This window comes from Paraburkholderia terricola, assembly GCF_900142195.1.
GTDB classification, from domain to species: domain Bacteria; phylum Pseudomonadota; class Gammaproteobacteria; order Burkholderiales; family Burkholderiaceae; genus Paraburkholderia; species Paraburkholderia terricola.
The window spans coordinates 173,215-195,828 of record NZ_FRAB01000006.1; the positions used below are offsets into that span (position 1 = coordinate 173,215).

Below are 22,614 nucleotides of genomic sequence, written 5' to 3' on the forward strand. Positions count from 1 at the left end.
CATACGAAAAGCAGGAAAGAACCATGTCGAACACAACCGTTAGCCCTGGCCCTCAGGCGGCCCATGCGAATCGTCACTACCCGGTCATCGTCGCGGGTGGCGGCCAGGCGGGCCTGTCCATCAGCTACTACCTGAAAGAAGCCGGCATCGATCATCTCGTGCTCGAAAAGCATTCGGTCACGCACACCTGGCGTTCGCAACGCTGGGACGCATTCTGTCTCGTCACGCCGAACTGGCAATGCGCGCTGCCCGGCTACCCGTATCGCGGCGACGATCCGCATGGCTTCATGAAGAAGGATCAGATCATCGCGTATCTGGACGGCTTCATCGCGATGGTCGACGCGCCGGTGCTCGAGCACACCGAGGTCAAACGCGTGAAGCGCGACGCCGATGGATGCTACAACGTGTCGACCTCGAATGGCGAGTTCACCGCGGATCACGTCGTCGTGGCGTCGGGCGGCTATCACACGCCGATCGTGCCGCGCATGGCCGAGCGCCTGCCCGCCGGGATCGTGCAGATGCAGTCTTCGCACTATCGCAATCCCGAGGTCTTGCCGGACGGCGCGGTGCTCGTCGTCGGCTCGGGACAATCGGGTGCGCAGATCGCCGAGGATCTGCATCTGGCCGGGCGCAAGATCTACCTCGCGGTCGGCGAGGCGCCGCGCTGCGCGCGTTTCTATCGCGGACGCGACGTGGTCGACTGGCTCGCCGACATGCACTACTACGACATGCCCGTCGAGCAGCATCCGCTGCGTGAAGGCGTGCGGGACAACACGAACCACTACGTGACCGGCCGCGACGGCGGACGCGACATCGATCTGCGGCGTTTCGCGCTGGAAGGCATGGAGCTGTACGGCCGGCTCGAGGATCTGCGCGACGGCCGCCTGAAGTTCGCACCGAACCTGATCGAGAACCTGGACAGCGCGGACGATACCTACAACCGCATCAACGCGAGCATCGATACGTTCATCGACCGGCACGGCATCGACGCGCCGCGCGAAGCGGCCTATGAGCCGGTATGGCGGCCGGACGGCGAGCGCACCTCGCTCGATCTGGCGGCGAGCGGCATCACGTCGATCATCTGGTGCATCGGCTTCACGCCGGACTTCAGCTGGATCGATGCGCCCGTGTTCAATGGACGCGGCTATCCGGCGCACACGCGGGGCATCACGCCGCAAGCGGGGCTGTATTTCATCGGCTTGCCGTGGCTGCATACGTGGGGGTCGGGGCGCTTCTCGGGCGTCGCGCGCGACGCGGCTTATGTCGTCGACGCCATTCGCGCGTCGCTCGATGCGTCCGACCCGGCAACCGATAGTCTCGCGGCCTGAGCGACCGAAGCCCATGCAGAACACGACGGGACGCTATCGCGCGGGCATGCCGCAATTGAGCTTCACCGGCCTGTCGGAGAACTGGCTGCTGAAGGAATGCGGGCATCGTCATTGGGAGGCGCTGGCCGCGCACACAGGGCGAGCCACGCCGGATGTCAGCGACGACAACGGCGGCCGCTCGTATGCCGCCTTCACCGCGATCCGCCTGCGGGCGCACGGTTTCGATGCCGTGCGCGAGAACGACGAGTTCGACATTCACAGCGCGTTATGCAGAACCGGCCCGGTCCGGCACTTCAGCACACACCGCATCGTGCGTGACGATGCGTCGATCGCGGAGGTGTCGATGTCGTCGACGTTCGTCACGCGCGCCGAAGCGCGCAACAATCGTTCGGTCGCGCGTGCAACGCTTGCCGCGCTGGCGGGGGCGATCAGTCCGGCGCCCGACGAAGCGCTGGCCATGACGCAAACGGGCAAGCGCCTGAGGGCGGGAGACTGGGCCTCATGCGAAGGGCTCGAGCCTGGCGTGCACGAGGCCGCCCGCTTTCTTCCCTGTCCGAACAACGACTTCAATGGCGCGGACTTTCTCTACTTCGCGAGCTTCCAGTCGTTTGTCGATCGCGCCGAATGGCAACGGCACCGGTTTGCGGAGCCGCCCGTGATCGCGAGCCGGTCGCTGCACTTTTATGGCAACGTCAACATCGGTGATGCGTTGAACGTGCATGTGGTCGGCGAACGCGAAAGCGGGCAGGGCATCGTGCATTGGAGCGAAGTGCGACGCGGCAGCGACAACCTGAAGATTGCCGACGTCGTCACGGAAAAACGCTGGAGACAGCGATGAGGTCCGCCGTCAAACGCGAGGCGCCGCTGCGCTTGCAGTCCCGGCCCAGGCCCCGGCGCCGCGCCGTGCCGCTGAAGACGCTTTATACCGCCTCCGACCTCGCTGGCGTCGCGCATCTGAACAGCATGCCTGGCGCCGCGCCGTTCGTGCGCGGTCCATACGCGTCGATGTACACGGCGAAGCCGTGGACGATCCGGCAATACGCGGGCTACGCCGAAGCGGCCGATTCGAACCTCGCGTTTCGCACCGCGCTGGCGGAAGGGGCGCAGGGTTTGTCCGTCGCGTTCGATCTGCCGACCCAGCGCGGCTATGATTCGGACGATCCGCGCGCGAGCGCCGAGGTCGGGCTGGCCGGGGTCGCGATCGATACGGTCGAAGACATGGCGCGTCTTTTCGCGGGCATTCCACTCGACCGAACCTCGGTATCGATGACGATGAACGGCGCGGTGCTGCCGGTGCTGGCCGCCTTCATCGTCGCGGCCGAGGAGCGCGGCGTGGCCGCGGCGCAACTGACCGGCACGATTCAGAACGACATTCTCAAAGAGTTCATCGTGCGCAACACCTGCATCTTCGCGCCTGAACCGTCGTTGCGAATCGCCGCCGACGTGGTCGATTATCTCGCGCGACATGCTCCGCGCTTCAACGCGCTATCGGTGTCCGGCTATCACTTTCAGGAGGCCGGCGCCGATCCGGTGCTCGAACTGGCGCTGACGATGGCCCATGCGCGCACCTACATCGAAACGCTTGGCGCGCGAGGCATGAATGCCGACGACGCCTGCGAGCGCATGAGCTTCTTCTTCGGCGTCGGCACGGACTTCTATGTCGAGGTGGCGAAGCTGCGCGCGGCGCGTCTCGTCTGGTCGGAACTCGCGATGCAGTGCGGCGCGGCTTCCGACAAGGCGCGCGCCCTGCGGATGCATTGCCAGACGTCCGGCTGGTCGCTGACCGCGCAGAAGCCGTCGAACAACATCGTGCGCACCGCCGTCGAAGCGCTGGCGGCCGTCTTCGGCGGCACGCAGTCGCTGCATACGAACGCCTTTGACGAGGCGCTGGCCTTGCCCTCGGCATCGTCGTCGCGTCTCGCTCGCGACACGCAACTCATGCTTCAGCACGAAATGGGACTGTGCGACGTCGTCGATCCGTGGGCCGGTTCGTACATGATGGAAGCGCTGACGGCCGACATCGCGGCGCGCGTGCGTTCGCTGATCGGCGAGATCGACGCGCGCGGCGGCATCGTGCAAGCGATCCGCTCGGGATGGATTCGCCAACGCATTCACGAATCGGCCGTGACGCTGCAGGCCGAAATCGATAGCGGGCAACGCGTCGTGGTGGGCGTCAACGCGTTCGTTCATGGCGACGCTGACGAAGCGCCCGCATGTTTCGAACTGGACGGAAAAAAAGTGCGCGGCCACCAGCTCCGTCGCATCGCGGAGGTCAAGCTGCGGCGCGATGCGCAGCATGTGGCGCGTGCGTTGGACGCGCTCGAAACGGCCGCGCGCGAGGGCACGGGCAACCTGCTCGCGTTGACGATCCGCTGCATGCGTGCGCGCGCGACAGTCGGCGAATGCACGCGCGCGCTCGAAGCCGTGTGGCCGCGTCATGCGATCGGTTTGCATGCGAGCGCCGGCATCTACGAGGAAACGCTTTCGTCGGATGCAAGGTGGAAAGCCGCCTGCGAACAGGTCGATGAATTGACATCGACGCTGGGGCGCAAGCCCCGCGTGATGATCACGAAGCTCGGACAGGACGGCCACGATCGCGGCGCGCAAGCGGTGGCTGCCGCGTTGATCGATGCGGGTTTCGAGGTCGTGTCCAACGAACTCTTCATCTCGCCCGCGGAAGTTGCGCGGCGCGCGCTGGCGAACGAGGTCGACATGATCGGCGTGTCATCGCTCGCGGGCGCACATGTCGAGTTGACGTCGCAATTGATGCGTGAATTGCGCGCGCGGCATGCCGCGATACCCGTCGTGCTTGGCGGGAATGTTCAGGCGGAAAGCGCGGGGGTGCTGAAAGCGCTGGGTGTCGCCGAATTTTTCCTGCCCGGCACGCGCATGCACGAAATCGTGCTGCGCCTGGTGCGGCTCGTGGCGTGCTGAAGTTCTGACGGGAAGCGGCGACGGCATGACGCGCCGTGAATCGCGCGTCGCCCCATCGCTACCGGATTGCTACACGCCAATCGCAGCCGCGGCCTTCGCGACCGCCTTGCCCCATTCTTCAAGACGTGCCGGGTCATAGCGCGATTCCGGCATCGAGATGCAGATGCTCGCCGCCGGCGCGCCGTCTGAATCGATGATCGGCGCGCCGATCGCGCACACCGCGGGACGGTACTGCGAGAGATTCACCGAATAGCCGCGTTGCCGGATGCGCTCGAGTTCCAGCCGTATTTCGGCGGGATCGCATGGCGTTGTTTCACTGAACTTCGGCATGTCGCGGCTCAGGATTTCGTCGACCTCGGCTTCCTTCATGTACGCCAGTACCGCCAACCCCGTGGCGGTGGCGTGGAACGGGCTCGGATCGCCGATCGGGCTGAACGTGCGCACCGTTTGCGTACAGTCCGCACGATCGATCAGGACCATCGAGTTGGTGCTGTCCGGCACCGACAGATGAACCGTTTCGTTGGTCAGGTCGCGCAACTCGCGCATCGGCTCACGCGCGGCCGCATACAGCGCGCCGCCGCGCAGCGCGGCGGGCCGCACGCCGAGAATTCGCGGTCCCACTTCCCAGCGCGTCAAATCGCCGCTCGACTGACGAAGCCAGCCCGCCTCGTGAAACGTCAACAGCACGCGTTGCACGCTCGACTTCGGCATATCGAGCAGGCGTGCCAGCACGCCCACGCTGACCGGCTGGTTCTTCGACACAGCCTCGAGGATCTCGAGGCTCTTCAACAAACTTTTCATGCAGGTCTCCGATGAAGGACGGCGACGGGCGAGCGCTCGCCCACGCTGCGCTTGCAACGCAAAAAAGCGCGTGTTACTTTTCGTTCACTGTTTGTGGAACGCCGTGCCGTATTGTGGCACACCCCCATCGAGTTGGAAAGCATTGGAGAACGATTACGGCAATGGGACTCTCTTTTCAGCCGCTCGACGCCTTGCCGGTTATCCGGGCTCATGGCGCGCGCATCCCCGCAATCGGCCTCGGCACCTGGCGGTCCACGCATGAGGAAGGCGTGCAAGCGGTGCGCGCGGCGCTCGAAGCGGGCTATCGGCATATCGACACGGCGGCGCGCTACGAGAACGAGCAGGCGGTCGGCCAGGCGTTCGCCGCGAGCGGTCTGCCGCGCGACGAGGTGTTCGTCACGACCAAGGTGTGGCACACCGAATTGCGCGCCGCGGATTTCAGGCGTGCCGCCGAGGCAAGCGTCGCGCGGCTCGGGCTCGATCACGTCGATCTGCTGCTGGTGCATTGGCCCAACCCTGAAGTGCCGCTGGAAGAGACCATCGGCGCGCTGTGCGAAGCGCAGCGCAGCGGCTTGACGCGGCATATCGGCGTATCGAATTTTCCGGTGGCCTTGCTCGATCGCGCGGTCGCGCTCGCCTCGGTGCCGTTGGCCGCCAATCAGTGCGAATACCACCCGTATCTCGACCAGACCCAGGTGCTCGATGCGTGCCGCCGGCATGGCATGGCGCTGATCGCGCACACGCCGCTCGGCAGCGGCAAGCTGCTTGCCGATCCGGTCATCGCGGAGATCGCACGCGAACACGGACGCAAGCCGGCCCAGATCATCTTGCGCTGGCTCGTGCAGCAGCCCGGCGTGGCGGCGATTCCCAAGTCGTCGAACCCGGTGCGCATCGGCGAAAACCTTGCGGTATCCGATTTCGAACTCGATGCGAGTTCGACGGCGCGCATCGGCGCGCTGGCTCGCGCCGACGGCCGCGTGAGCCAGCCGGCGTGGCATCCGCGGTGGGACGCTGCGGCAAATTCCTCAGCGGCGGACAAAACATGAACTTCGTCGACACCGACATCCCCATCGACATGAATGCAGCCATGCACAGGCGCGGCGAGCTCACGCTCGAAACCGACCGGCGGCATCTGATGCATCCCGGCACGCACGCGTCGGACCATGCGTCGGGCGAACTGGATGCGCGGCTGATGACGCGCGCACAGGGTATCCGCATAGAAGATCACGCGGGGCGCTCGTACATCGACGCGTTCGCGGGGCTTTACTGCGTGAACATCGGCTATGGACGCGAGGAAATGGCCGACGCGATCGCCGCCCAGACGCGCCGGCTGTCGTTCTATCACACGTATGCGGGCTTCTCGAACGACCCCGCTGTCGAACTGTCGCGGCGTCTGATCGAAGAGTGGGCGCCGCCCGGCATGAAGAAGGTGTTCTACGGCATGTCGGGCTCGGACGCCAACGAGACGCAGGTGAAGCTCGCCTGGTACTACAACAACGTGCTCGGACGGCCGCGCAAGAAGAAGATCATCGCGCGGCAGCGCAGTTATCACGGCTCGGGCATCGCGACCGGCAGCCTCACGGGGCAGCCGAAGTTTCACGCCGGTTTCGATCTGCCCATGCCGCAGGTGCTGCACACGGCGAGTCCCGACTTCTATCGCGACGCACGCCCCGGCGCGAGCGAAGCGGAGTTCGTCGCGGATTGCGTCGAGCACCTGGAGCAACTGATCGCACGCGAGGGCGCCGACACGATCACCGCGTTTTTCGGCGAGCCGGTGATGGGCTCGGGCGGCATCGTGCCGCCGCCGTCGGGTTATTGGCCCGCGATTCAGGCGGTGCTCGAGCGTCACGACATTCTCTTCGCGGTCGATGAAGTGGTGTGCGGTTTCGGCCGCCTCGGTTCGCGCACGGGCAGCGAGCACTACGGCCTCGCGCCGGATCTGATGTCGGTGGCGAAAGGACTGACGAGCGGGTATTTGCCGCTGTCCGGCGTGATCGTCAGCGAGCGCGTGTGGGATGTGATCGAGCGCGGCTCGCGCGAGCAGGGCGCGATGAATCACGGCTGGACTTACTCCGGCCACCCGGTGTGCGCGGCGGCGGCATTGACGAACCTCGACATCATCGAGCGCGAGCAGTTGGTGAGCAATGCGGCGGAGGTCGGCGCCTATTTTCAGGCGCGTCTGCATGAGGCGTTCGACGCGCATCCGCTCGTCGGCAATGTGAGGGGCGTGGGCATGCTCGCCGCGCTCGAACTGATGGCCGGCAAGACTGAACGACGACCCTTTCCGGCCGCGGCGAAGGCGAGCCAACGGGTGGCGCAGGCGGCGCTCGCGCGCGGTTTGATCGTGCGCGCGCTGGGCACGAACGACATTGTCGGCTTTGCGCCGCCGCTCATCGCCACGCGCGCCGACATCGACGAGATCGTTGCTATCGCACGCCATGCGCTGCACGACGTGAGCGACGCGTTATCGGCGCCATGACAGCGCGGCCCGAGACCGCGACCGACGGCTCGCGGAAGCCGCTGGTTTTTTCACGCCCTCGCTGAGTCCGGCGAGCGGGGCTATTCAATCCAACCAGGGACTCGACCGTGTCCACGCGCAACGACGTTTTTTCCCTTGATTTCACCGACACACCGTACTGGTGGCAAGACTGGCGTCCGCATGACGAACTGATGTCGGAGGTGCCCCGCGAGGTGGACGTCGCGATTGTCGGCGCCGGCTATGCGGGCTTGTCGTGCGCGCTCGAACTGGCGAAGCAGGGCTTGCGCGTGGCCGTGCTCGAAGCGGATGTGCCGGGCATCGGCGCGAGCACGCTCAGCGGCGGACAGGTGTCGGGAGGCGTGAATGTCGGCAAGGCGCCGTCGGGAAAAAAGCTGGATGGTTCGGTATCCGAGGAGCGTCAGCGCACCCTGTTGAGCGAAGCGTCGGCGTCTTACGAGGTGTTCGAAAGCATCCTGCGCGATAACGCGATCGAATGCAGCTACGTGAAGGCCGGGCGCATCAACGCGATGTGGACCGACGAGCATCTCGCCGCGTGGCGCAAGCGCATCGTCAATCTGAACACGTATGCGCGCGCCGGGGCGCGGCTGCTTTCACGCGACGAACTGCGCGGCGAACTGGCCAGCGACATCTATGCCGGCGGCGTTCTGCTCGAACGGGCGGGCCAGCTTCATCCGTCGATGATGTTCGCCGGTCTGCTCGCCGCGGCGCGCGGCGCGGGCGTCACGGTATGCAGCCGCGCCCCGGTCGGCAGCATCGCGCGAGTCGGCGCGCAATACCGGGTCGAGACGCCGCGCGGCGCGCTCGCCAGCCGGCACGTCGTGATCTGCACGAACGGCTACACCGGTTCGTCGACGCCCGATCTGCAACGTCGCGTGGTGCCGGTCGTATCGCATCAGATCGCCACCGAGGCATTGCCGGCCGACTTGCGCGCCTCGCTGATACCGAAGCGTCGCGGCATCTCGGAGACGCGCCGCGTCGTCAACTACTACCGCTATTCGCCGGACGGCACGCGCCTGCTGTTCGGTGGCCGGGCGCGTTTTTACAACCTCGATCGCCGCCAGTCGGCCGCGATCCTGCATGCGCAGATGGTCGAGCGCTTTCCGCAGATGGCCGGCGTGAAGGTGGCGTATAGCTGGGGCGGCACGGTGGCGCTCACGCTCGACTTCCTCCCGCATCTGGGCCGCACCGCCGATGGCGTCTACTACGCACTCGGCTGCAACGGCAGCGGCGTGGTGATGATGACGTATCTCGGCTACAAGGTCGCGCGCCTGATCGCCGAAGGACAAGCGCCCGAAACCAGCGCCTACGGCACGCCGATGCTCACGCATCCGCTCTACGGCGGCAAGCCGTGGTTCATGCCCGCGCTCGGCAGCTACTACCAGATTCGCGACGTCATCGACAAACGCAGGCAACGCGCTTGAGCGGCAGCGGCGCACATCACTTCACACAGGCAGGAACACGACAATGGGTTTGAGAATCGGAGTCGATATCGGTGGGTCGTTCACCGATTTCGCGGTGCTGGACGAAGCCACGCGGACCATTCGCACGCTGAAGGTGTTTTCACGTCCCGACAGCCCCGGCAGCGAAGTGCTCGCGGGCGTCGAGGGACTGCGCGAGCGCTACGGCATCGAGCCGCACGAGGTGACGTATTTCACGCATGGCACGACGGTCGGCGTGAACGCGGTGGTGCAGCGGCGCGGGCTGAAGCTGGGGCTCATCACCACGCGCCACTTCGAGGACGTGCTCGACATCGCGCGTTTGAAGATCCCCGATATGTACCATCTGATGTCGAGCCGCCCGGCGCCGCTCATTCCGCGCGACCGTGTATTCGGCGTGATAGGGCGTCTCGGCGCGGACGGCGTGGAGGAAACGCCCATCGACGAACAGAGCGTGCTCGCCGCCGTGCGCGGCTTGCAGGCGGCGGGCTGCGAGGGCGTGATCGTGTCGCTGCTTCACTCATACCGCAACCCGGCGCACGAACAGCGGGTCAAGGCGATTATCGGGGCTGCGCTGCCGGGCTTCTTCGTGTCGTGCTCGCACGAGGTGTGGCCGATCATCCGCGAATACGAGCGAACGGTGACGGCGACCATCGGCGGCTATGTGCAGCCGCGCGTGTCGAACTACTTGACGCAGTTGCAGGCGGCGCTGACGGAAAGCGGTGTCGCGGCGGACCTCAAGGTCACGAAATCGAATGGCGGCGTGATGAGCGCCGAGCACGGCAAACAGAACTGCGTGCAGATGATCCTGTCCGGCACCGCGTCGGGTGTGATCGGCGCGGCGTATCTCGCCAGGCTCTGCAACGTGAAGGATTGCATGAGTCTCGACATCGGCGGAACGACCGCCGATATCGCGCTGATCGTGGACGGCAAACCGCAGTACGCAACCGGCGAATACATCGGCGAATTCCAGATTCATATTCCGTCGGTGTCCGTGTCGTCGGTCGGCGACGGCGGCGGCTCGATTGCCTGGGTCGACGAATTCGGCGTGTTGAAGGTCGGCCCCGAAAGCGCGGGGTCGAGCCCAGGACCGGTTTGCTACGGACGCGGCGGCACGCGCCCCACCATCACCGACGCGTTCGCCGTCATCGGCGTGCTCGGCAACGCCGCGCTCGGCTACAACGCGGTGAAGGTGGATGCGCACGCGTCGCGGCGCGCAATCGAACCGCTCGCGCGGCGTTTGGGGCTCGATATCCATCAGACCGCGGCGGCCATCATCGAGGTTTCGATCTCGGGCATGTACGCGGGCGTGAGCCGGCTCAGCTCGCGCTTCGGGATCGACCCGCGCACTTTCGCGCTGATGCCGTTCGGCGGCGCGGGGCCGATGCTCGGCTGCTTTCTCGCGCGCGCCTTGAATGTGCGCAACCTGCTGGTGCCGACCACGCCCGGCGTGTTGAGCGCACTCGGCGGCCTGATCGCCGATACGAAGAACGATTTTGTTCGAGCCACCTACTATCCGCTCGACCGTGAATCGCTCGCCTTGCTGAGAGAGGACCTCGCCCACCTCGAAGCCGACGCCCGCGCATGGGTGATTCGCGAGGCGGGCAGCGACGCCGCCGTCGAGATCGTCGTATCGGCCGATATGCGCTATCGCGGGCAATCGTTCGAAATCGACACGCCGCTCGCGATGGAAGCGCTCACCGGCGGCGATCTCGAAGCGATCGCGCAGGCATTTCATCGCGAACATGCGCGCCTTTTTGGGCACAGCGACGAGAAGTCGCCGATTCAGGTGGTGGCGCTGCGGCTCGTCATCACCGCGCCCACGCCGAAACCCGAACTGCCGCGGATCGCGATGGGCGAGGGCGCGCCGCGGGTGGAATCGGAGATCGACGTCTATCTGGACGGCGCCTGGCGCCGCGTGCCGCTTTACCGGCGCGCCGCGCTGCTCGCGGGACACCGGTTCACGGGGCCGGCGATCGTCGCGCAGGACGACACCACGACCTGCGTGCTGCCCGGCTTCGACGCACGCGTGGACGAATACGGCAACCTTTTTCTCGAAGCGGTCTGATTGGCCGACCCTGGAAACGCACGATGACATTCGATAAATCCGTTCTTCAGGTCTTCGCGAACTATTGCGTCGCGGCCGCCGAAAGCATGGCGTACACGCTCGTGCGCACCGCGCATTCGGCGTTCGTGAAGGAAACCGAAGACTTCTCCTGCACGCTGATGAACACGCGCGGCCTGACTTTCGCATCGCCGAAAACGCTCGGCGCGACCTGGTATCCGGGGCTCGATTTCGGCGCGGTGATCGACATGATCGATCACTACGAGCCGGGCGACATCTGCATGACGAACGACGCGTATAGCGGCTACGTCGCGACCCACACGCCCGACGTGATGATGTGGAAACCGGTGTTCTTCGGCGGCGAGATCGTCTGCCATGTCGGCGGGCACATTCACAACACCGATATGGGCGGCGCGGTGCCGGCGTCGCTGTCGCGCACGCTCACCGAGATTTATCAGGAAGGCATTCGTTTCGCGCCGACCAAAATCGTCCGCGCGGGCGTGCTCGATGAAGCATTGCTCGAACACATGGCGATCAATGTGCGCGCGCCCGAGCAGAATCGCGGCGACCTGAAGGCGCAGATCGCCATGCTCATGACCGGCGAGAGGCGGGTGCTGGAAATCATCGAGCGCTTCGGCATCGAGCAGTTTCGGGCCGGCATGGACGCGCTGCTCGACTATTCGGAGGAGCAGGCGCGCACGATCGTGCGCGGCATGCCGGACGGCGAGTACTTCTTCGCCGAATACGCCGACGAGGATTCGGTCAACGGCAAGCCGCTGCGCGTCGCGTTGACGCTGACGGTGAAAGACGGTTCGCTCGTGTTCGACTTCACGGGCAGCGATCCGCAGTTGAATTCGTCGCTGAACATGCCGACGGGCGGCAAGGAGCGCCATGTGCTCGCGCTCGTCGGCCTGAACTACGTGCTGTATTCGTTGAATCCCGATCTGCTGCTCAACGCCGGCATGCTGAAAGTGGCGCGCTGTATCATGCCCGAAGGCACGATCATGAACTGCGTGCCGCCGGCCGCGGTCGGCATGCGCAGTTTGACCGCGAAGGTCGCGCAATACGTCACGTTCGGCGCATTCTCGATGGTGTGCCCGGACCGCTTGCCGGCCTGTCCGGCCGGCGGCATGTCGATCCTGAACGTGAAGACGGTCGATCGCAACGGCCGCACGGTGATCGCGTCGATTGGACCGGTGGGCGGCGGCGCGGGCGGCATGGCGTGCGCCGACGGCTCCGACGCGTCGGGCGCGAATGTCGCGTTCCTGCGCAACACGCCGGTCGAGATCAACGAAGCGGAAGTGCCGATCCGCATCACGCGCTATGGCGTGGTGCCGGGCAGCGCCGGCGCCGGCAAGTATCGCGGCGGCCTCGGGACCGTCATGGAGTTTCGTGTCTTCTCGCCGGGCACGCTCGTGACGGCGCGCAATCGCGACCGTTCGCGCTTTGCCTCGTGGGGTGTGTTGGGCGGCAAGGCCGGCGCCGTGTCGCGCTTCACCCGTAACCCAGGGACTGACAGCGAGGAAGACCTCGGCGTGACCGACCTCGTGATGTGCGGTCCCGGCGACGTGATCCGTCTCGAAGGGTGCGGCGGCGGCGGCTATGGTCATCCTTACGAACGGGATACAGGGAAGGTGCTCGAGGACGTGCGGCGCGGCTATCTGTCCGTCGCTCAGGCGCGCGATCTGTATGGCGTGGCGCTGGTCGAGGGCGCTGTCGATGCGGAGGCGACCGCGCGTCTGCGCGAGGCGGCGCGAAGCGCGGCGCGGCAGCGGCCGGCATGTCACTTCGACCATGGCGCGCAGCGCGACGCGTATGAAGCGAAATGGACCCGCGAACGCTACGACGTTCTGACCGGCATTCTCGCGCGCGCGCCGGTCGTATGGCGGCACTTCCTCAAGCACAAGATCTTCGATGCGCTCGACGCGAGAGAGACGGCCGGCACCCTGGCGCCGGGGCCGCAAGTGATCGCGCAACTGTATGACGAAGTGCTGCGACGCTATCCGCAGTTGCTCGACACCAAGGCGCCGGCGAGCGCCTGACAGCACCCGGTCCATGGCAGGTCGTCGGCGCGAAACCGGCGACCATGCAAAGTGCCGCGTTGGCGGCGCCGAAACAGTTTGTTTATGCCGTCTGCCTTTTTTTGTCGGCGCTTTACGCGTTTTGTGCCGGCATACGATGCTGCCGACGAGACTTCACAAGAGAACGTTGCCTGATTCATTTACATCCGCGGAGCCCTGAACATGAACGACGAAACGAATAGCCGCGGCATCAGCCGCCGCGACATGATGCGCATGTTGGCTGGAACCGGCATGATGGCCGCCGGCGGCGGACTCCTCACGGCCGCGCCCGGCGCGCTCGCCGCCGAGGTTCCGAAGAAGGGCGGCAGCATTCGTGTCGCCTATGACGCGGGTTCCGTATCGGATACGCTCGATCCGGCAGCGGGCTCGACCGGCGGCGACTACATCCGCTTCTTCATGTTTTACAGCGGCCTCACGCAGCTTGACGAAAGCCTGACGCCGCGCATGAATCTCGCTGAATCGGTCTCCAGCACCGATGCGAAAACGTGGATCATCAAGCTGCGCCAGGGCGTGACCTTTCACGACGGCAAGCCGCTTGCGCCGGCCGACGTGGTCTATTCGCTGATGCGTCACAAGGACCCGCAAACGGCCTCGCGCGTGAAGACGCTCGCCGATCAGTTCACGAGCGTGACCGCAAGTGGACCCAACGAAGTGACGTTGACGCTGCAGGTGCCGAACGCCGACTTGCCGGTGATTCTCGCGACCCCGCAACTGGTGATCGTCAAGGACGGCACGAGCAACTTCAACCAGGCGATCGGCACCGGTCCCTACAAGCTGAAAAGCTTCAAGCCGGGCGCGGGCACGATCGGCGTGCGCAACGACAACTACTGGAAGCCGGGGCAGCCGTATCTGGATCAGATCGAGCTGATCAGCATCAGCGACAACGCGGCGCGTGTGAGCGCGCTGCTCGCCGGCGACGTTCATCTGATCAACTCGGTCGACCCGCGCTCGACACGCCGTATCGCCGCGACGCCGGGATACGAAATGAAGGAGACGCGGTCGGGGCTTTATACCGACCTGATCATGCGCCGCGACAACACGTTCACGGGCAACCCTGATTTCGTGAAGGGCATGAAGTACCTGTTCGATCGCGAGCAGATCCGCTCCACAGTCTTTCTCGGCTATGCGGTGATCGGCAACGACCAGCCGATTCCGCCGGGTCATCGGTACTTCAATGCCTCGTTGCCGCAACGCAAGTTCGACCTCGACAAGGCGAAGTTCTACATGCAGAAGGCCGGCGCGGTCGGAACCACGTTGCCGCCGATCTACGCCACCACGGACGCGAACGGCTCCGTCGAAATGGCGCAACTGATCCAGCAAACGGCCGCGAAGATCGGCGTGAACCTGAGCGTGAACCGCGTTCCCGCGGACGGCTACTGGTCGAATCACTGGATGAAGCACCCGCTCGGCTTCGGCAGCATCAATCCGCGGCCGAGCGCGGACGTGCTGTTCACGCAGTTCTTCAAATCCGACGCGCCGTGGAACGAGTCGGCGTGGAAGGATCCGAAGTTCGATCAACTGCTCGTGAGCGCGCGCGCCGAGACCGACGACGCGAAGCGCAAGCAGATGTACGGCGAAATGCAGGCGCTCGTGACGGACGAGGGCGGTATCGGCATTCCGTCGTTCATCAGTCTGCTCGATGCGAACGACAAGCGCCTCAAGGGGCTCGGCTCGATTCCGACCGGCGCGATGATGGGCTTTTCGTTCGCCGAATATGCGTGGTGGTCGGCTTGAAGTAGGCCGTTCACGTTGCTGTTCGTTCCGGTGACCGGCTCGCTGCGAAGGCCTCGCTGGCGAGGCGGTCCGCGTCGTGGCATTCAATCGAAAATTCAATGAAGCTAGATTCGTACTGGCTGGATACGGCTCCCGAATTCAAGGACGGCGCCGACGGTCCCGTGGAAGGGCGCAGTGATGTGGTCGTGATCGGAGGGGGCTTGACGGGCCTGTCGGCCGCGCTCGAACTTGCCACGCGCGGCGTGTCGGTCACCGTGCTCGAGGCGGGGCGGATCGCGGGCCAGGCATCGGGGCGAAACGGCGGGCAGTGCAACACCGGCGTGGCGCAGGACTTTGCGTCGCTCGCGGGGAGCGTCGGGCTCGACCAGGCTCGCGCGTTTTATCGCGCGTACGAAAGCGCGGTGGGAACGGTGGAATCGATCGTGACGCAGCATCGGATCGACTGCGATTTCGTGCGTTGCGGCAAGCTCAAACTCGCGGCGAAGCCGAAGCACTTCGAGAAGCTCGCGCGGAGCTATGAAGTGTTGCATCGTGAAGTCGACCAGGATATCGAACTGATCGAGCCGGCACGCATGCGCAGCGAAGTCGGTTCAGAAAGTTTCCATGGCGGACTGCTGCAACGCAATGGCGCGCAGATGCACATGGGCAAGTTCGGCGTGGGGCTCGCCCAGGCCGCGGCGCGTCATGGGGCCCGCATCTTCCAGCATGCCGCCGTGACGCAAATGAAGCGCATCGACGGCGGCCGCTTCGAGGTCACATCCGCGCGCGGCGTGATTCTGGCCGACAAGGTGCTGGTGGCGACAGGACCGTCGCGGCAAGGGCCGCTGCAATGGTTCCAGCAACGGATGGCGCCCGTCGGCAGTTTCATCGTGGTGACAGAGCCGCTTTCCACGGGGCAGCTGGACGCGCTCTTTCCTCGGCGGCGCAACTATGTGACCTCGCTGAACATCGGCAACTACTTTCGTGTGACGCCGGATAACCGGCTGCTGTGGGGCGGGCGGGCCCGATTCGCGATGTCGGACCCGCGCTCGGATGCGAAGAGCGGCCGCGTGCTGCAGGCCAACCTGGCGAAGTACTTTCCGGAACTGGCCGCAACGCGGGTCGACTATTGCTGGGGCGGTCTCGTCGACATGACCGTCGACCGGCTGCCGCGCGCCGGTCAGCATGACGGGCTCTACTACTCGATGGGCTACAGCGGGCACGGCGTGCAGATGTCCACGCATATGGGGCGCGTGATGGCGGACGTGATGTCCGGTTCGCCCGCTGCGAACCCGTGGCGCGCGCTGCCCTGGCCGCCGGTGCCGGCCCATGCCGCGCGCCGCTGGATGCTGCCGCTCGTCGGTGCGTACTACCGGATCCAGGACTTGCTGCATTGACGTGAAATGCGCGGGAAGATACCACCTTGCATCGACGCTCGGGGCGAGCAGGAACGAACGATGCTAAGGCACGGGTGTCTTCAGACGGAGCCGGACGGGATGAAAAAAATATTCGAAATCTGCCTCGGCGTCGTCACCAGCGTGGGCGGCTTTCTGGAGATGGGATCGCTGTCGACCGCGGCGCAGGGCGGGGCCGCGTTCCGCTTGCAACTGGTCTGGCCGATTGTCGTCGGCACGCTGTGCATCATCTTCCTGACCGAGATGGCGGGCCGCTTTGCCGCGGTGAGCCAGCATACGATCGCCGCGGGCATTCGCGACCGCTTCGGCATCAAGTTCTTCCTGTTGCCGTTCGTCGCGGTGCTGATCGTGAACACGCTGGTGCTGTCGGCGGAAATCGGCGGCGTCAGTGTTGCGCTCGAGATGGCCACCGGGTTGAAGCACCCGTGGTGGGCGCTGCCCGTCGCGCTGCTGGCATGGTTCACGCTGTGGCGAGGCACCTTCGGGCTGATCGAAAAAGGCGTGTCGCTGCTCGGCCTCGTCACGTTGAGCTTCGTCGCCGCGGCGGTCACGCTCAAACCGGACTGGCATCAGGTGGCGGCGGGCGTGCTGCCCAGCGTGCCGCATCATGATCCGGCGAACTACTGGTTCATCGTCGTCAGCATCCTCGGCGCGTCGATCACGCCGTCGCTGTTCCTGTTCTATTCGTCCGGCGCGGTCGAAGATCAGTGGGACTCAGGCTATCTCGGCGCGAACCGCGCGATCGCCACGTTGGGCATGGCATTCGGCGGCTGTATTTCGGTGGCCGTGCTGGTTGCCGCGGCGTATGTGTTTCCCGCCCACGGCATCACGCGCGTCGACGACTACCACCAACTGCCGCTGCTGCTGGTCGCGGTCTTCGGCTTCTGGGGCTTCGTGCTGTTCGTCGCGTCGCTCGCGTTCGCGTGCTTCGGCGCCATCTTGCAGATCGCGCTGGAGCAGGCGTATTTAGTTGCGCAGGGCTTCGGCTGGAACTGGGGCGAAAACCGCAAGCCGCGCGACGATCCAGGGTTTTGCCTCGTCTACACGTGCGCGCTCGCGATCAGTGCGATCCCGATCGCCGCGGGTGTCGACCCGCTCAAACTGACCGTGTTCTCGATGGCGCTCACAGCGGTAAGCCTGCCGCTCACCGTCGTGCCGTTTCTGGTGCTGATGAACGACGAGCGCTACGTGGGACGCCACGGCAACGGCGTGATTTCCAATACGGTGGTCGTCGCGATCATCGTGCTGGCCTTCGTGCTGGCGATCGTCGCGCTGCCGTTACAGGTATTGGGAGGCGCATGATGGACATCGTGCGGGACGTGCTCGACAAGCAGGTGGTGGACCGCCACTCCGTCAGGATGGGCCGGGTCGACGGCATCGTCGCGGAACTGCGCCCCGGCCGGCCGCCGGAAGTGATTGCGATCGAGATCGGCTCGATGGCGATCGCGCGGCGCGTCGGGGAGCGCACCGCGCGCTGGGTCGGGCGGCTCGCCGCGAGGATCGGCGGCGCACGCCATGCCGAGCCGTACCGGATTGCGTGGAGCCGTATCCGCCTCATGGATGTCGACATCGAGGTCGACATCGACATGAACGACACGCCCATCGACGATTGGCAGCGCTGGCTGCGCGAGCACGTCATCGAGCGCCTTCCCAGGTGGCTGCAATGACGCGGGTCAACGTCGATCTTCTGCTCGGCCGGCGCGTGCTGTCGAGAGACGGCAGGCGGCTCGGACATGTCGAATCGATTCACGTCATACGCGACGCGGACGCATGGGTGATCAGCGAATTTCACATGGGTTCGGATGCGCTGCTCGAGCGCCTTGCCGTGGGGCTGCTGCCGCGGCTGCTGCGTGAAGCGATGCGGCACAGGCGCCGCTCGCAAGGTCATCGGATCGCGTGGCACCAGATCGACATCGCGGACCCGCGGCATCCGCGGCTGTTGTGTGATGAAACCGAGTTGAGCCGCTTTTCGTGAGCGAGACAGCGTGTGCCGGCTCTGTCGTGAGGCGGCGGGCGTCGGCCCGGACGCCGAACAGCAGCGCGAGCGATCCGAACGCGTGAGCACGCCCGGTTGTTGCTTCGTCACCATCGCGAAAGAACGAGCTACCCATCGCGAAAGCGAACGCCCCCCGGCCATTTTGACCTAGACTTGAATGGATTCGCTCGCCGGGTTCGGCGTCCGCAATCGCCACTGACGGGCGCAAACGCGCCATGCCCGAATTCCGTAAACGCGAACGCCCTGTACCCGTATCCCAACGACGGAGGTGAGCGCCATGGCCGAGAGCTGGAAGGTTGCCGGTACGTATTTCGAGAGCTGCAACTGCTACGCCCCGTGCAGTTGCGTTTGTCTCGGCCCGCCGTCGGATGGAGACTGCGCGGCGCTGATCGGTTGGCACGTCGATCAAGGCGAGTTCGCCGGCGTGACACTGGACGGACTCAACATCGCGCTCTTTGCGTATGCGCCGGGTCACATGCTGCAAAACAAGTGGCGGGTGGCGCTTTATCTCGACGAACGCGGGACGCCGAAGCAGCAAGAGGCGTTGGGTCAGATCTTCTCGGGTCAAGCCGGCGGGCCGCTTTCCGCGCTGGGCCCGATGATCGGCGAAGTCATGGGCGTCAAACCGGTCGCGATCGACTATCAACTCGACGGAAAACGTCGCAGCCTTCGCATACCCGATATCGCGGACATGGAAATCGAAGCGCTGTCCGGGCAGGACGGAGGCGACGTCACCATCAGCAATCACCCGCTGACCCCAGTCCCCGGATTTGCGGCGGTGATCGGGAAGTCGACGCGCTTTCGCTTCACCGACCACGGTTTTTCCAGAGAGATCTCGGATCGGAACGGCTTCTATTCTCCGTTCGCCTACCATGGCTGAGCGAGGTTTCGACAGTGGCCTCGTGACGCGACGGCTCCCGGTGCGCGACCGCGTGATCGTGCTGTCGGGACTCGCGGCCGCCGCGACGCTCGCGTGGATTTACCTGCTCAACATGAGTTGGGGCATGGAGCACATGGACGCGGGCGCCGTCATGCTCATCATGCCGCGCATGACGGACTGGGGCGTCATCGATCTGCTGCTGGTGCTGGCGATGTGGGCCATCATGATGGCGGCCATGATGCTCCCGTCAATCGTGCCGATGGTTTTGAGTTTCGCGTTCCTGAGCCGTCAGCGGCGTGCGCAACGACTGCCGTATGCGCACACGAGCGTATTTGTTCTCGGCTACCTGGCCGTGTGGTCCGGCTTCAGCCTGTTGGCGACGCTCGCGCAGTGGGGCCTGCTGGAGGCCCGTCTCGTTACGCCGATGATGGTGAGCGCAACCCCGCTGCTTGCGGGCGCGTTGCTGATCGTTGCCGGCGTCTTCCAACTCACACCCTTAAAGCACGCGTGCCTTAGCAAGTGTGCTTCGCCGCTCGGTTTTCTTCTGAACGAATGGCGCGACGGCAGCGTCGGCGCCTGGATCATGGGGTTCCGTCATGGGGCGTATTGCGTCGGCTGTTGCGGCGCACTGATGGCGTTGCTCTTCGTGTTCGGCGTCATGAACGTGCTCTGGGTTGCCGCTTTGTCGATCTACGTGATGCTCGAAAAAATGCTGCCGCAAGCGCGATGGCTTCCGTTTGCGGAGGGCTTGCTGCTGGTTGGCTGGGGTGTCGCGGTTGCAACGACGGGGTGAGGTCGCGACACTAGCAGCCGGGTGAACGGTCTGCTCATGCCCCCCCAAACCGCGAACCTACAAGGCCGCATCCACGCCGATGACTTCAACCGCCTGGCGCCGATATCCATCAGTGGCGAGCAACAAGCTGCGCGTGTAGTCGTGCTCGACCTGCTGCGCGCGAATCTGCTCGATCGCGCGCTCCTCGACGATCTCGCCGTTGCGCATCACCGCGACGCGTTGACAGAGAAAGCCGACCACCGCGAGGTTGTGGCTGACCAGCACCATGGTCGGCCTGCGTTCACGATGCAAGCGCCGCAGCAGATTGAGGATTTCCGTTTGCACGGAAACGTCGAGCGCGGAGGTCGGTTCGTCGAGCAGCAGCACGCGCGGTTCGACGATCAGCGCACGCGCGATTGCCACGCGCTGACGCTGGCCGCCCGAAAGCTGATGCGGATAACGAAAGCGGAACGCGGGCCCGAGTCCGACTTCGAGCAAGGCTTGCACGATCCGTTCTTCCTGACGGTCGATGCCGTTGATCGCCAGCGGCTCGCGCAGCGTCTGATCAACGGTGAAGCGCGGGTGCAGCGACGCGTACGGGTCCTGAAACACCATTTGCACGTCGCGCCGGAACGAGCGGTCGATCTTCTCGCCCAAGACATGCCGGCCGACCCGCATGCCGCCGCCGGCCAGCGGCGTGAGTCCCGACAGCGCCCGCAAGACGGTCGACTTGCCGGAGCCGGATTCACCGACAAGGCCGAATACCTCGCCCTCGCCGACCTGAAAGCTGGCGTCCTTCACGGCGTCGAAATAACCGGTTTTCGTCTTGAAGCGGATTTGCGCCTGCTGAACGTCGATCATGCCGGCGCTCCGGTGGATTGCGTGAGCCATGCCGGATCGCGCGCGAGCACGGGCAATTCGTCCGGCGGGTCGATAAGGGGCGGGTTGGCGGCCAGCAGGCCGCGCGTATACGGATGTTGCGCCTGCGCCAGATCGCGCGCCGCGCAGGTTTCGACCACGCGTCCCGCATACATCACCACGACGCGGTCGCAGAACGACATCACCAGCGGCAAGTCGTGGCTGATCAGGATCAGGCCGGTGTCGTGCTTCGCGATCATTTCATCGAGAATGCCGAGCACCTGCACGGAGACCAGCACGTCGAGCGCACTCGTGGGTTCGTCGGCGACGAGCAATCGCGGTCCCGAGGAAACCATCATCGCGATCATCACGCGTTGGCCCATGCCGCCCGAGAGTTCGTGCGGGTACGCATCCGCGACCCGCTCGGGATTGCGGATATGCACGGCGGCGAGCGCGGCGACGATCTTCTCGCGCATCGCCTTGCGGCCCAGTTTGGGATCGTGCAGCGCGAACGCCTCGCGCATCTGCTGCGCCACGGTCATGACCGGATTGAGCGAATATTTCGGGTCCTGCAGGATCATGCCCATCTGCTGGCCGCACAGGCGGCGCCGTTTGCCCGGCGGCATGGCGAGCAGGTCCTGGCCGTCGAAGCGCAGCGTTTTCGCCGTGCATTGCGCGGCGGCCGGCAGCAAGCCGAGCAACGCGCGCCCGGTCAGCGATTTGCCCGAACCCGATTCGCCGACGATGCCGAGCCGTTCGCCTTTATTGACGGTGAGCGAAAGGCCGCGCACGGCTTCGGTCAGGCTGCCGTCGTGGCCGCGAAAACCCACGCGCAGATCGTCGATTTCGCACAGCGCCCGCTTGGAATCGGCATTCATTTTCATCCTCCGTGGCGCGGGTCGAACACGTCGCGCAAGCCGTCGCCGAGCAGATTGAACGACAGGCTCACGAGCAGAATGGCGAAGCCGGGAATCGTCGCGACCCACCAGGCGTCGAGCAGCACGTTGCGCCCCGACGCCACCATGAAGCCCCATTCCGGGCTGGGCGGCTGCGCGCCCAGGCCGAGAAAGCCGAGGCCGGCGACCGTCAGGATGATGCCGGCCATGTCGAGCGTCGCGCGCACGATCACCGACGACGAGCACAGCGGCACCACGTAGCGCAGCAGCAGGCGCGGGCGCGAGGCGCCCTGCAAACGCGCGACGTGCATGAAATCCGCCTGCACGATGCGCAGCGTTTCGGCGCGCGCGAGCCGCGCATAGGCGGGCCACGCGGTAATCGAAATCGCGATCACCGCATTGATGACGCCGGGGCCGAGCGCGGCGGCGAAGGCGAGCGCCAGCACGATCTTCGGAAAGGCGAGGGCGATGTCGGTGACGCGCATCAGCACGTTATCGATCCAGCCGCCGAAGAAGCCCGCCGTGGTGCCCACCGCCAGGCCGACCGGCACGACGATCACGACCACGAGAATGGCGATCGACAGCGTGAGACGCGAGCCGTCGATCAGGCGCGAAAGAATATCGCGGCCGAGTTGATCGGTGCCGAGCCAATGCGATGCGGAACCCGGCGGCAGCAGACGGTCGGCCAGCACCTGTTGCAGCGGATCGTGCGGCGCGAGCAGCGGTCCCAGCGCCGCGACGACGATCAGCAGCGTCAGGATGGCGAGGCCGAACACCGACAGCGGATTGCCGGCGAAACGCCGCCAGCGCCGGTACGCGAGCCCGAGCGCGGCCTGTTTGCGCGAGCCTGGCGTGTCGCTCAGCAGCCAGGCTTTCCAGCGTCGGGGCGGGGCGTTCATCGGCCAGTCCTGCGTTGAATCGTCGGTGGAAGGAAGCACG

At 65.4% G+C, this 22,614-nt stretch carries 19 protein-coding genes; 15 read left to right on the plus strand and 4 right to left on the minus strand.

The genetic code is table 11. From position 1 onward, the window contains the following. Positions 1-23: 23 nt before the first annotated feature. The 3 genes from BUE39_RS07725 to scpA are packed head-to-tail and all read left to right on the plus strand — an operon-like array spanning position 24 to position 4,262. The gene (locus BUE39_RS07725) at positions 24-1,328 is read left to right on the plus strand and encodes an MSMEG_0569 family flavin-dependent oxidoreductase (protein WP_073428050.1); all 1,305 of its coding nucleotides are present in this window, start codon (positions 24-26) and stop codon (positions 1,326-1,328) included. 13 nt (positions 1,329-1,341) lie between these two features. After that, on the plus strand, positions 1,342-2,166 hold the full coding sequence (locus BUE39_RS07730) for a Pnap_2097 family protein (RefSeq protein WP_073428051.1): 825 nt from the start codon (positions 1,342-1,344) through the stop codon (positions 2,164-2,166). Next, positions 2,163-4,262 carry a methylmalonyl-CoA mutase gene (gene scpA / locus BUE39_RS07735; protein ID WP_073428052.1) on the plus strand — a complete coding sequence of 700 codons (2,100 nt, stop codon included), beginning with the start codon at positions 2,163-2,165 and terminating at the stop codon, positions 4,260-4,262. Before BUE39_RS07730 ends, scpA begins: the two co-directional genes overlap by 4 nt. Positions 4,263-4,331: 69 nt before the next feature. Here the strand turns inward: scpA and BUE39_RS07740 are convergent, their stop codons facing one another. Then, positions 4,332-5,063, minus strand: coding sequence for an IclR family transcriptional regulator (locus BUE39_RS07740; protein WP_073428053.1), 732 nt, complete (start codon positions 5,061-5,063; stop codon positions 4,332-4,334). A 161-nt stretch (positions 5,064-5,224) separates the two neighbouring features. Here BUE39_RS07740 and BUE39_RS07745 point away from each other — a divergent pair, with 161 nt between their 5' ends. From BUE39_RS07745 to BUE39_RS07800, 12 genes are all read left to right on the plus strand, one after another. Next, positions 5,225-6,109 (plus strand): aldo/keto reductase, encoded by an 885-nt coding sequence (locus BUE39_RS07745; RefSeq protein WP_073428054.1) that lies wholly within the window; start codon positions 5,225-5,227, stop codon positions 6,107-6,109. Between the two features lie 29 nt (positions 6,110-6,138). Then, complete coding sequence (locus tag BUE39_RS07750) at positions 6,139-7,542, plus strand: aminotransferase (protein WP_412534852.1); 1,404 nt, start codon at positions 6,139-6,141, stop codon at positions 7,540-7,542. A gap of 107 nt (positions 7,543-7,649) precedes the next feature. Beyond that, complete coding sequence (locus tag BUE39_RS07755; protein ID WP_073428055.1) at positions 7,650-8,984, plus strand: NAD(P)/FAD-dependent oxidoreductase; 1,335 nt, start codon at positions 7,650-7,652, stop codon at positions 8,982-8,984. Between the two features lie 43 nt (positions 8,985-9,027). Continuing rightward, the gene (locus BUE39_RS07760; RefSeq protein WP_073428056.1) at positions 9,028-11,067 is read left to right on the plus strand and encodes a hydantoinase/oxoprolinase family protein; all 2,040 of its coding nucleotides are present in this window, start codon (positions 9,028-9,030) and stop codon (positions 11,065-11,067) included. A gap of 23 nt (positions 11,068-11,090) precedes the next feature. Next, positions 11,091-13,106: a hydantoinase B/oxoprolinase family protein gene (locus BUE39_RS07765; RefSeq protein WP_073428057.1), complete on the plus strand. Its 2,016-nt coding sequence runs from the start codon at positions 11,091-11,093 to the stop codon at positions 13,104-13,106. Positions 13,107-13,307: 201 nt separating this feature from the next. Next, complete coding sequence (locus tag BUE39_RS07770; protein ID WP_073428058.1) at positions 13,308-14,879, plus strand: ABC transporter substrate-binding protein; 1,572 nt, start codon at positions 13,308-13,310, stop codon at positions 14,877-14,879. Between the two features lie 98 nt (positions 14,880-14,977). Then, positions 14,978-16,255: an NAD(P)/FAD-dependent oxidoreductase gene (locus BUE39_RS07775; RefSeq protein ID WP_073428059.1), complete on the plus strand. Its 1,278-nt coding sequence runs from the start codon at positions 14,978-14,980 to the stop codon at positions 16,253-16,255. Positions 16,256-16,354: 99 nt separating this feature from the next. Next, positions 16,355-17,575 (plus strand): NRAMP family divalent metal transporter, encoded by a 1,221-nt coding sequence (locus BUE39_RS07780; RefSeq protein ID WP_073428060.1) that lies wholly within the window; start codon positions 16,355-16,357, stop codon positions 17,573-17,575. Further along, positions 17,572-17,940, plus strand: coding sequence for a hypothetical protein (locus BUE39_RS07785; protein WP_227470742.1), 369 nt, complete (start codon positions 17,572-17,574; stop codon positions 17,938-17,940). The genes BUE39_RS07780 and BUE39_RS07785 overlap by 4 nt, the downstream gene beginning before the upstream one ends. Further along, entirely contained in the window at positions 17,937-18,248 is a 312-nt protein-coding gene (locus tag BUE39_RS07790) for a hypothetical protein (protein WP_073428062.1), read from the plus strand. Before BUE39_RS07785 ends, BUE39_RS07790 begins: the two co-directional genes overlap by 4 nt. Positions 18,249-18,546: 298 nt before the next feature. After that, positions 18,547-19,149: a DUF1326 domain-containing protein gene (locus BUE39_RS07795; RefSeq protein WP_073428063.1), complete on the plus strand. Its 603-nt coding sequence runs from the start codon at positions 18,547-18,549 to the stop codon at positions 19,147-19,149. 22 nt (positions 19,150-19,171) lie between these two features. Next, entirely contained in the window at positions 19,172-19,942 is a 771-nt protein-coding gene (locus tag BUE39_RS07800) for a DUF2182 domain-containing protein (protein WP_200799507.1), read from the plus strand. Positions 19,943-19,999: 57 nt separating this feature from the next. Here BUE39_RS07800 and BUE39_RS07805 read toward each other — a convergent pair whose 3' ends face one another. Genes BUE39_RS07805 through nikC form a run of 3 tightly spaced genes read right to left on the minus strand, consistent with a single transcriptional unit; the run spans position 20,000 to position 22,574 of the window. Next, positions 20,000-20,782 carry an ABC transporter ATP-binding protein gene (locus BUE39_RS07805; RefSeq protein ID WP_073428065.1) on the minus strand — a complete coding sequence of 261 codons (783 nt, stop codon included), beginning with the start codon at positions 20,780-20,782 and terminating at the stop codon, positions 20,000-20,002. Beyond that, entirely contained in the window at positions 20,779-21,657 is an 879-nt protein-coding gene (locus tag BUE39_RS07810) for an ABC transporter ATP-binding protein (RefSeq protein ID WP_073428066.1), read from the minus strand. The genes BUE39_RS07805 and BUE39_RS07810 overlap by 4 nt, the downstream gene beginning before the upstream one ends. Before the next feature lie 2 nt (positions 21,658-21,659). Beyond that, on the minus strand, positions 21,660-22,574 hold the full coding sequence (gene nikC / locus BUE39_RS07815) for a nickel transporter permease (RefSeq protein WP_073428121.1): 915 nt from the start codon (positions 22,572-22,574) through the stop codon (positions 21,660-21,662). Between the last annotated feature and the right edge of the window lie 40 nt (positions 22,575-22,614).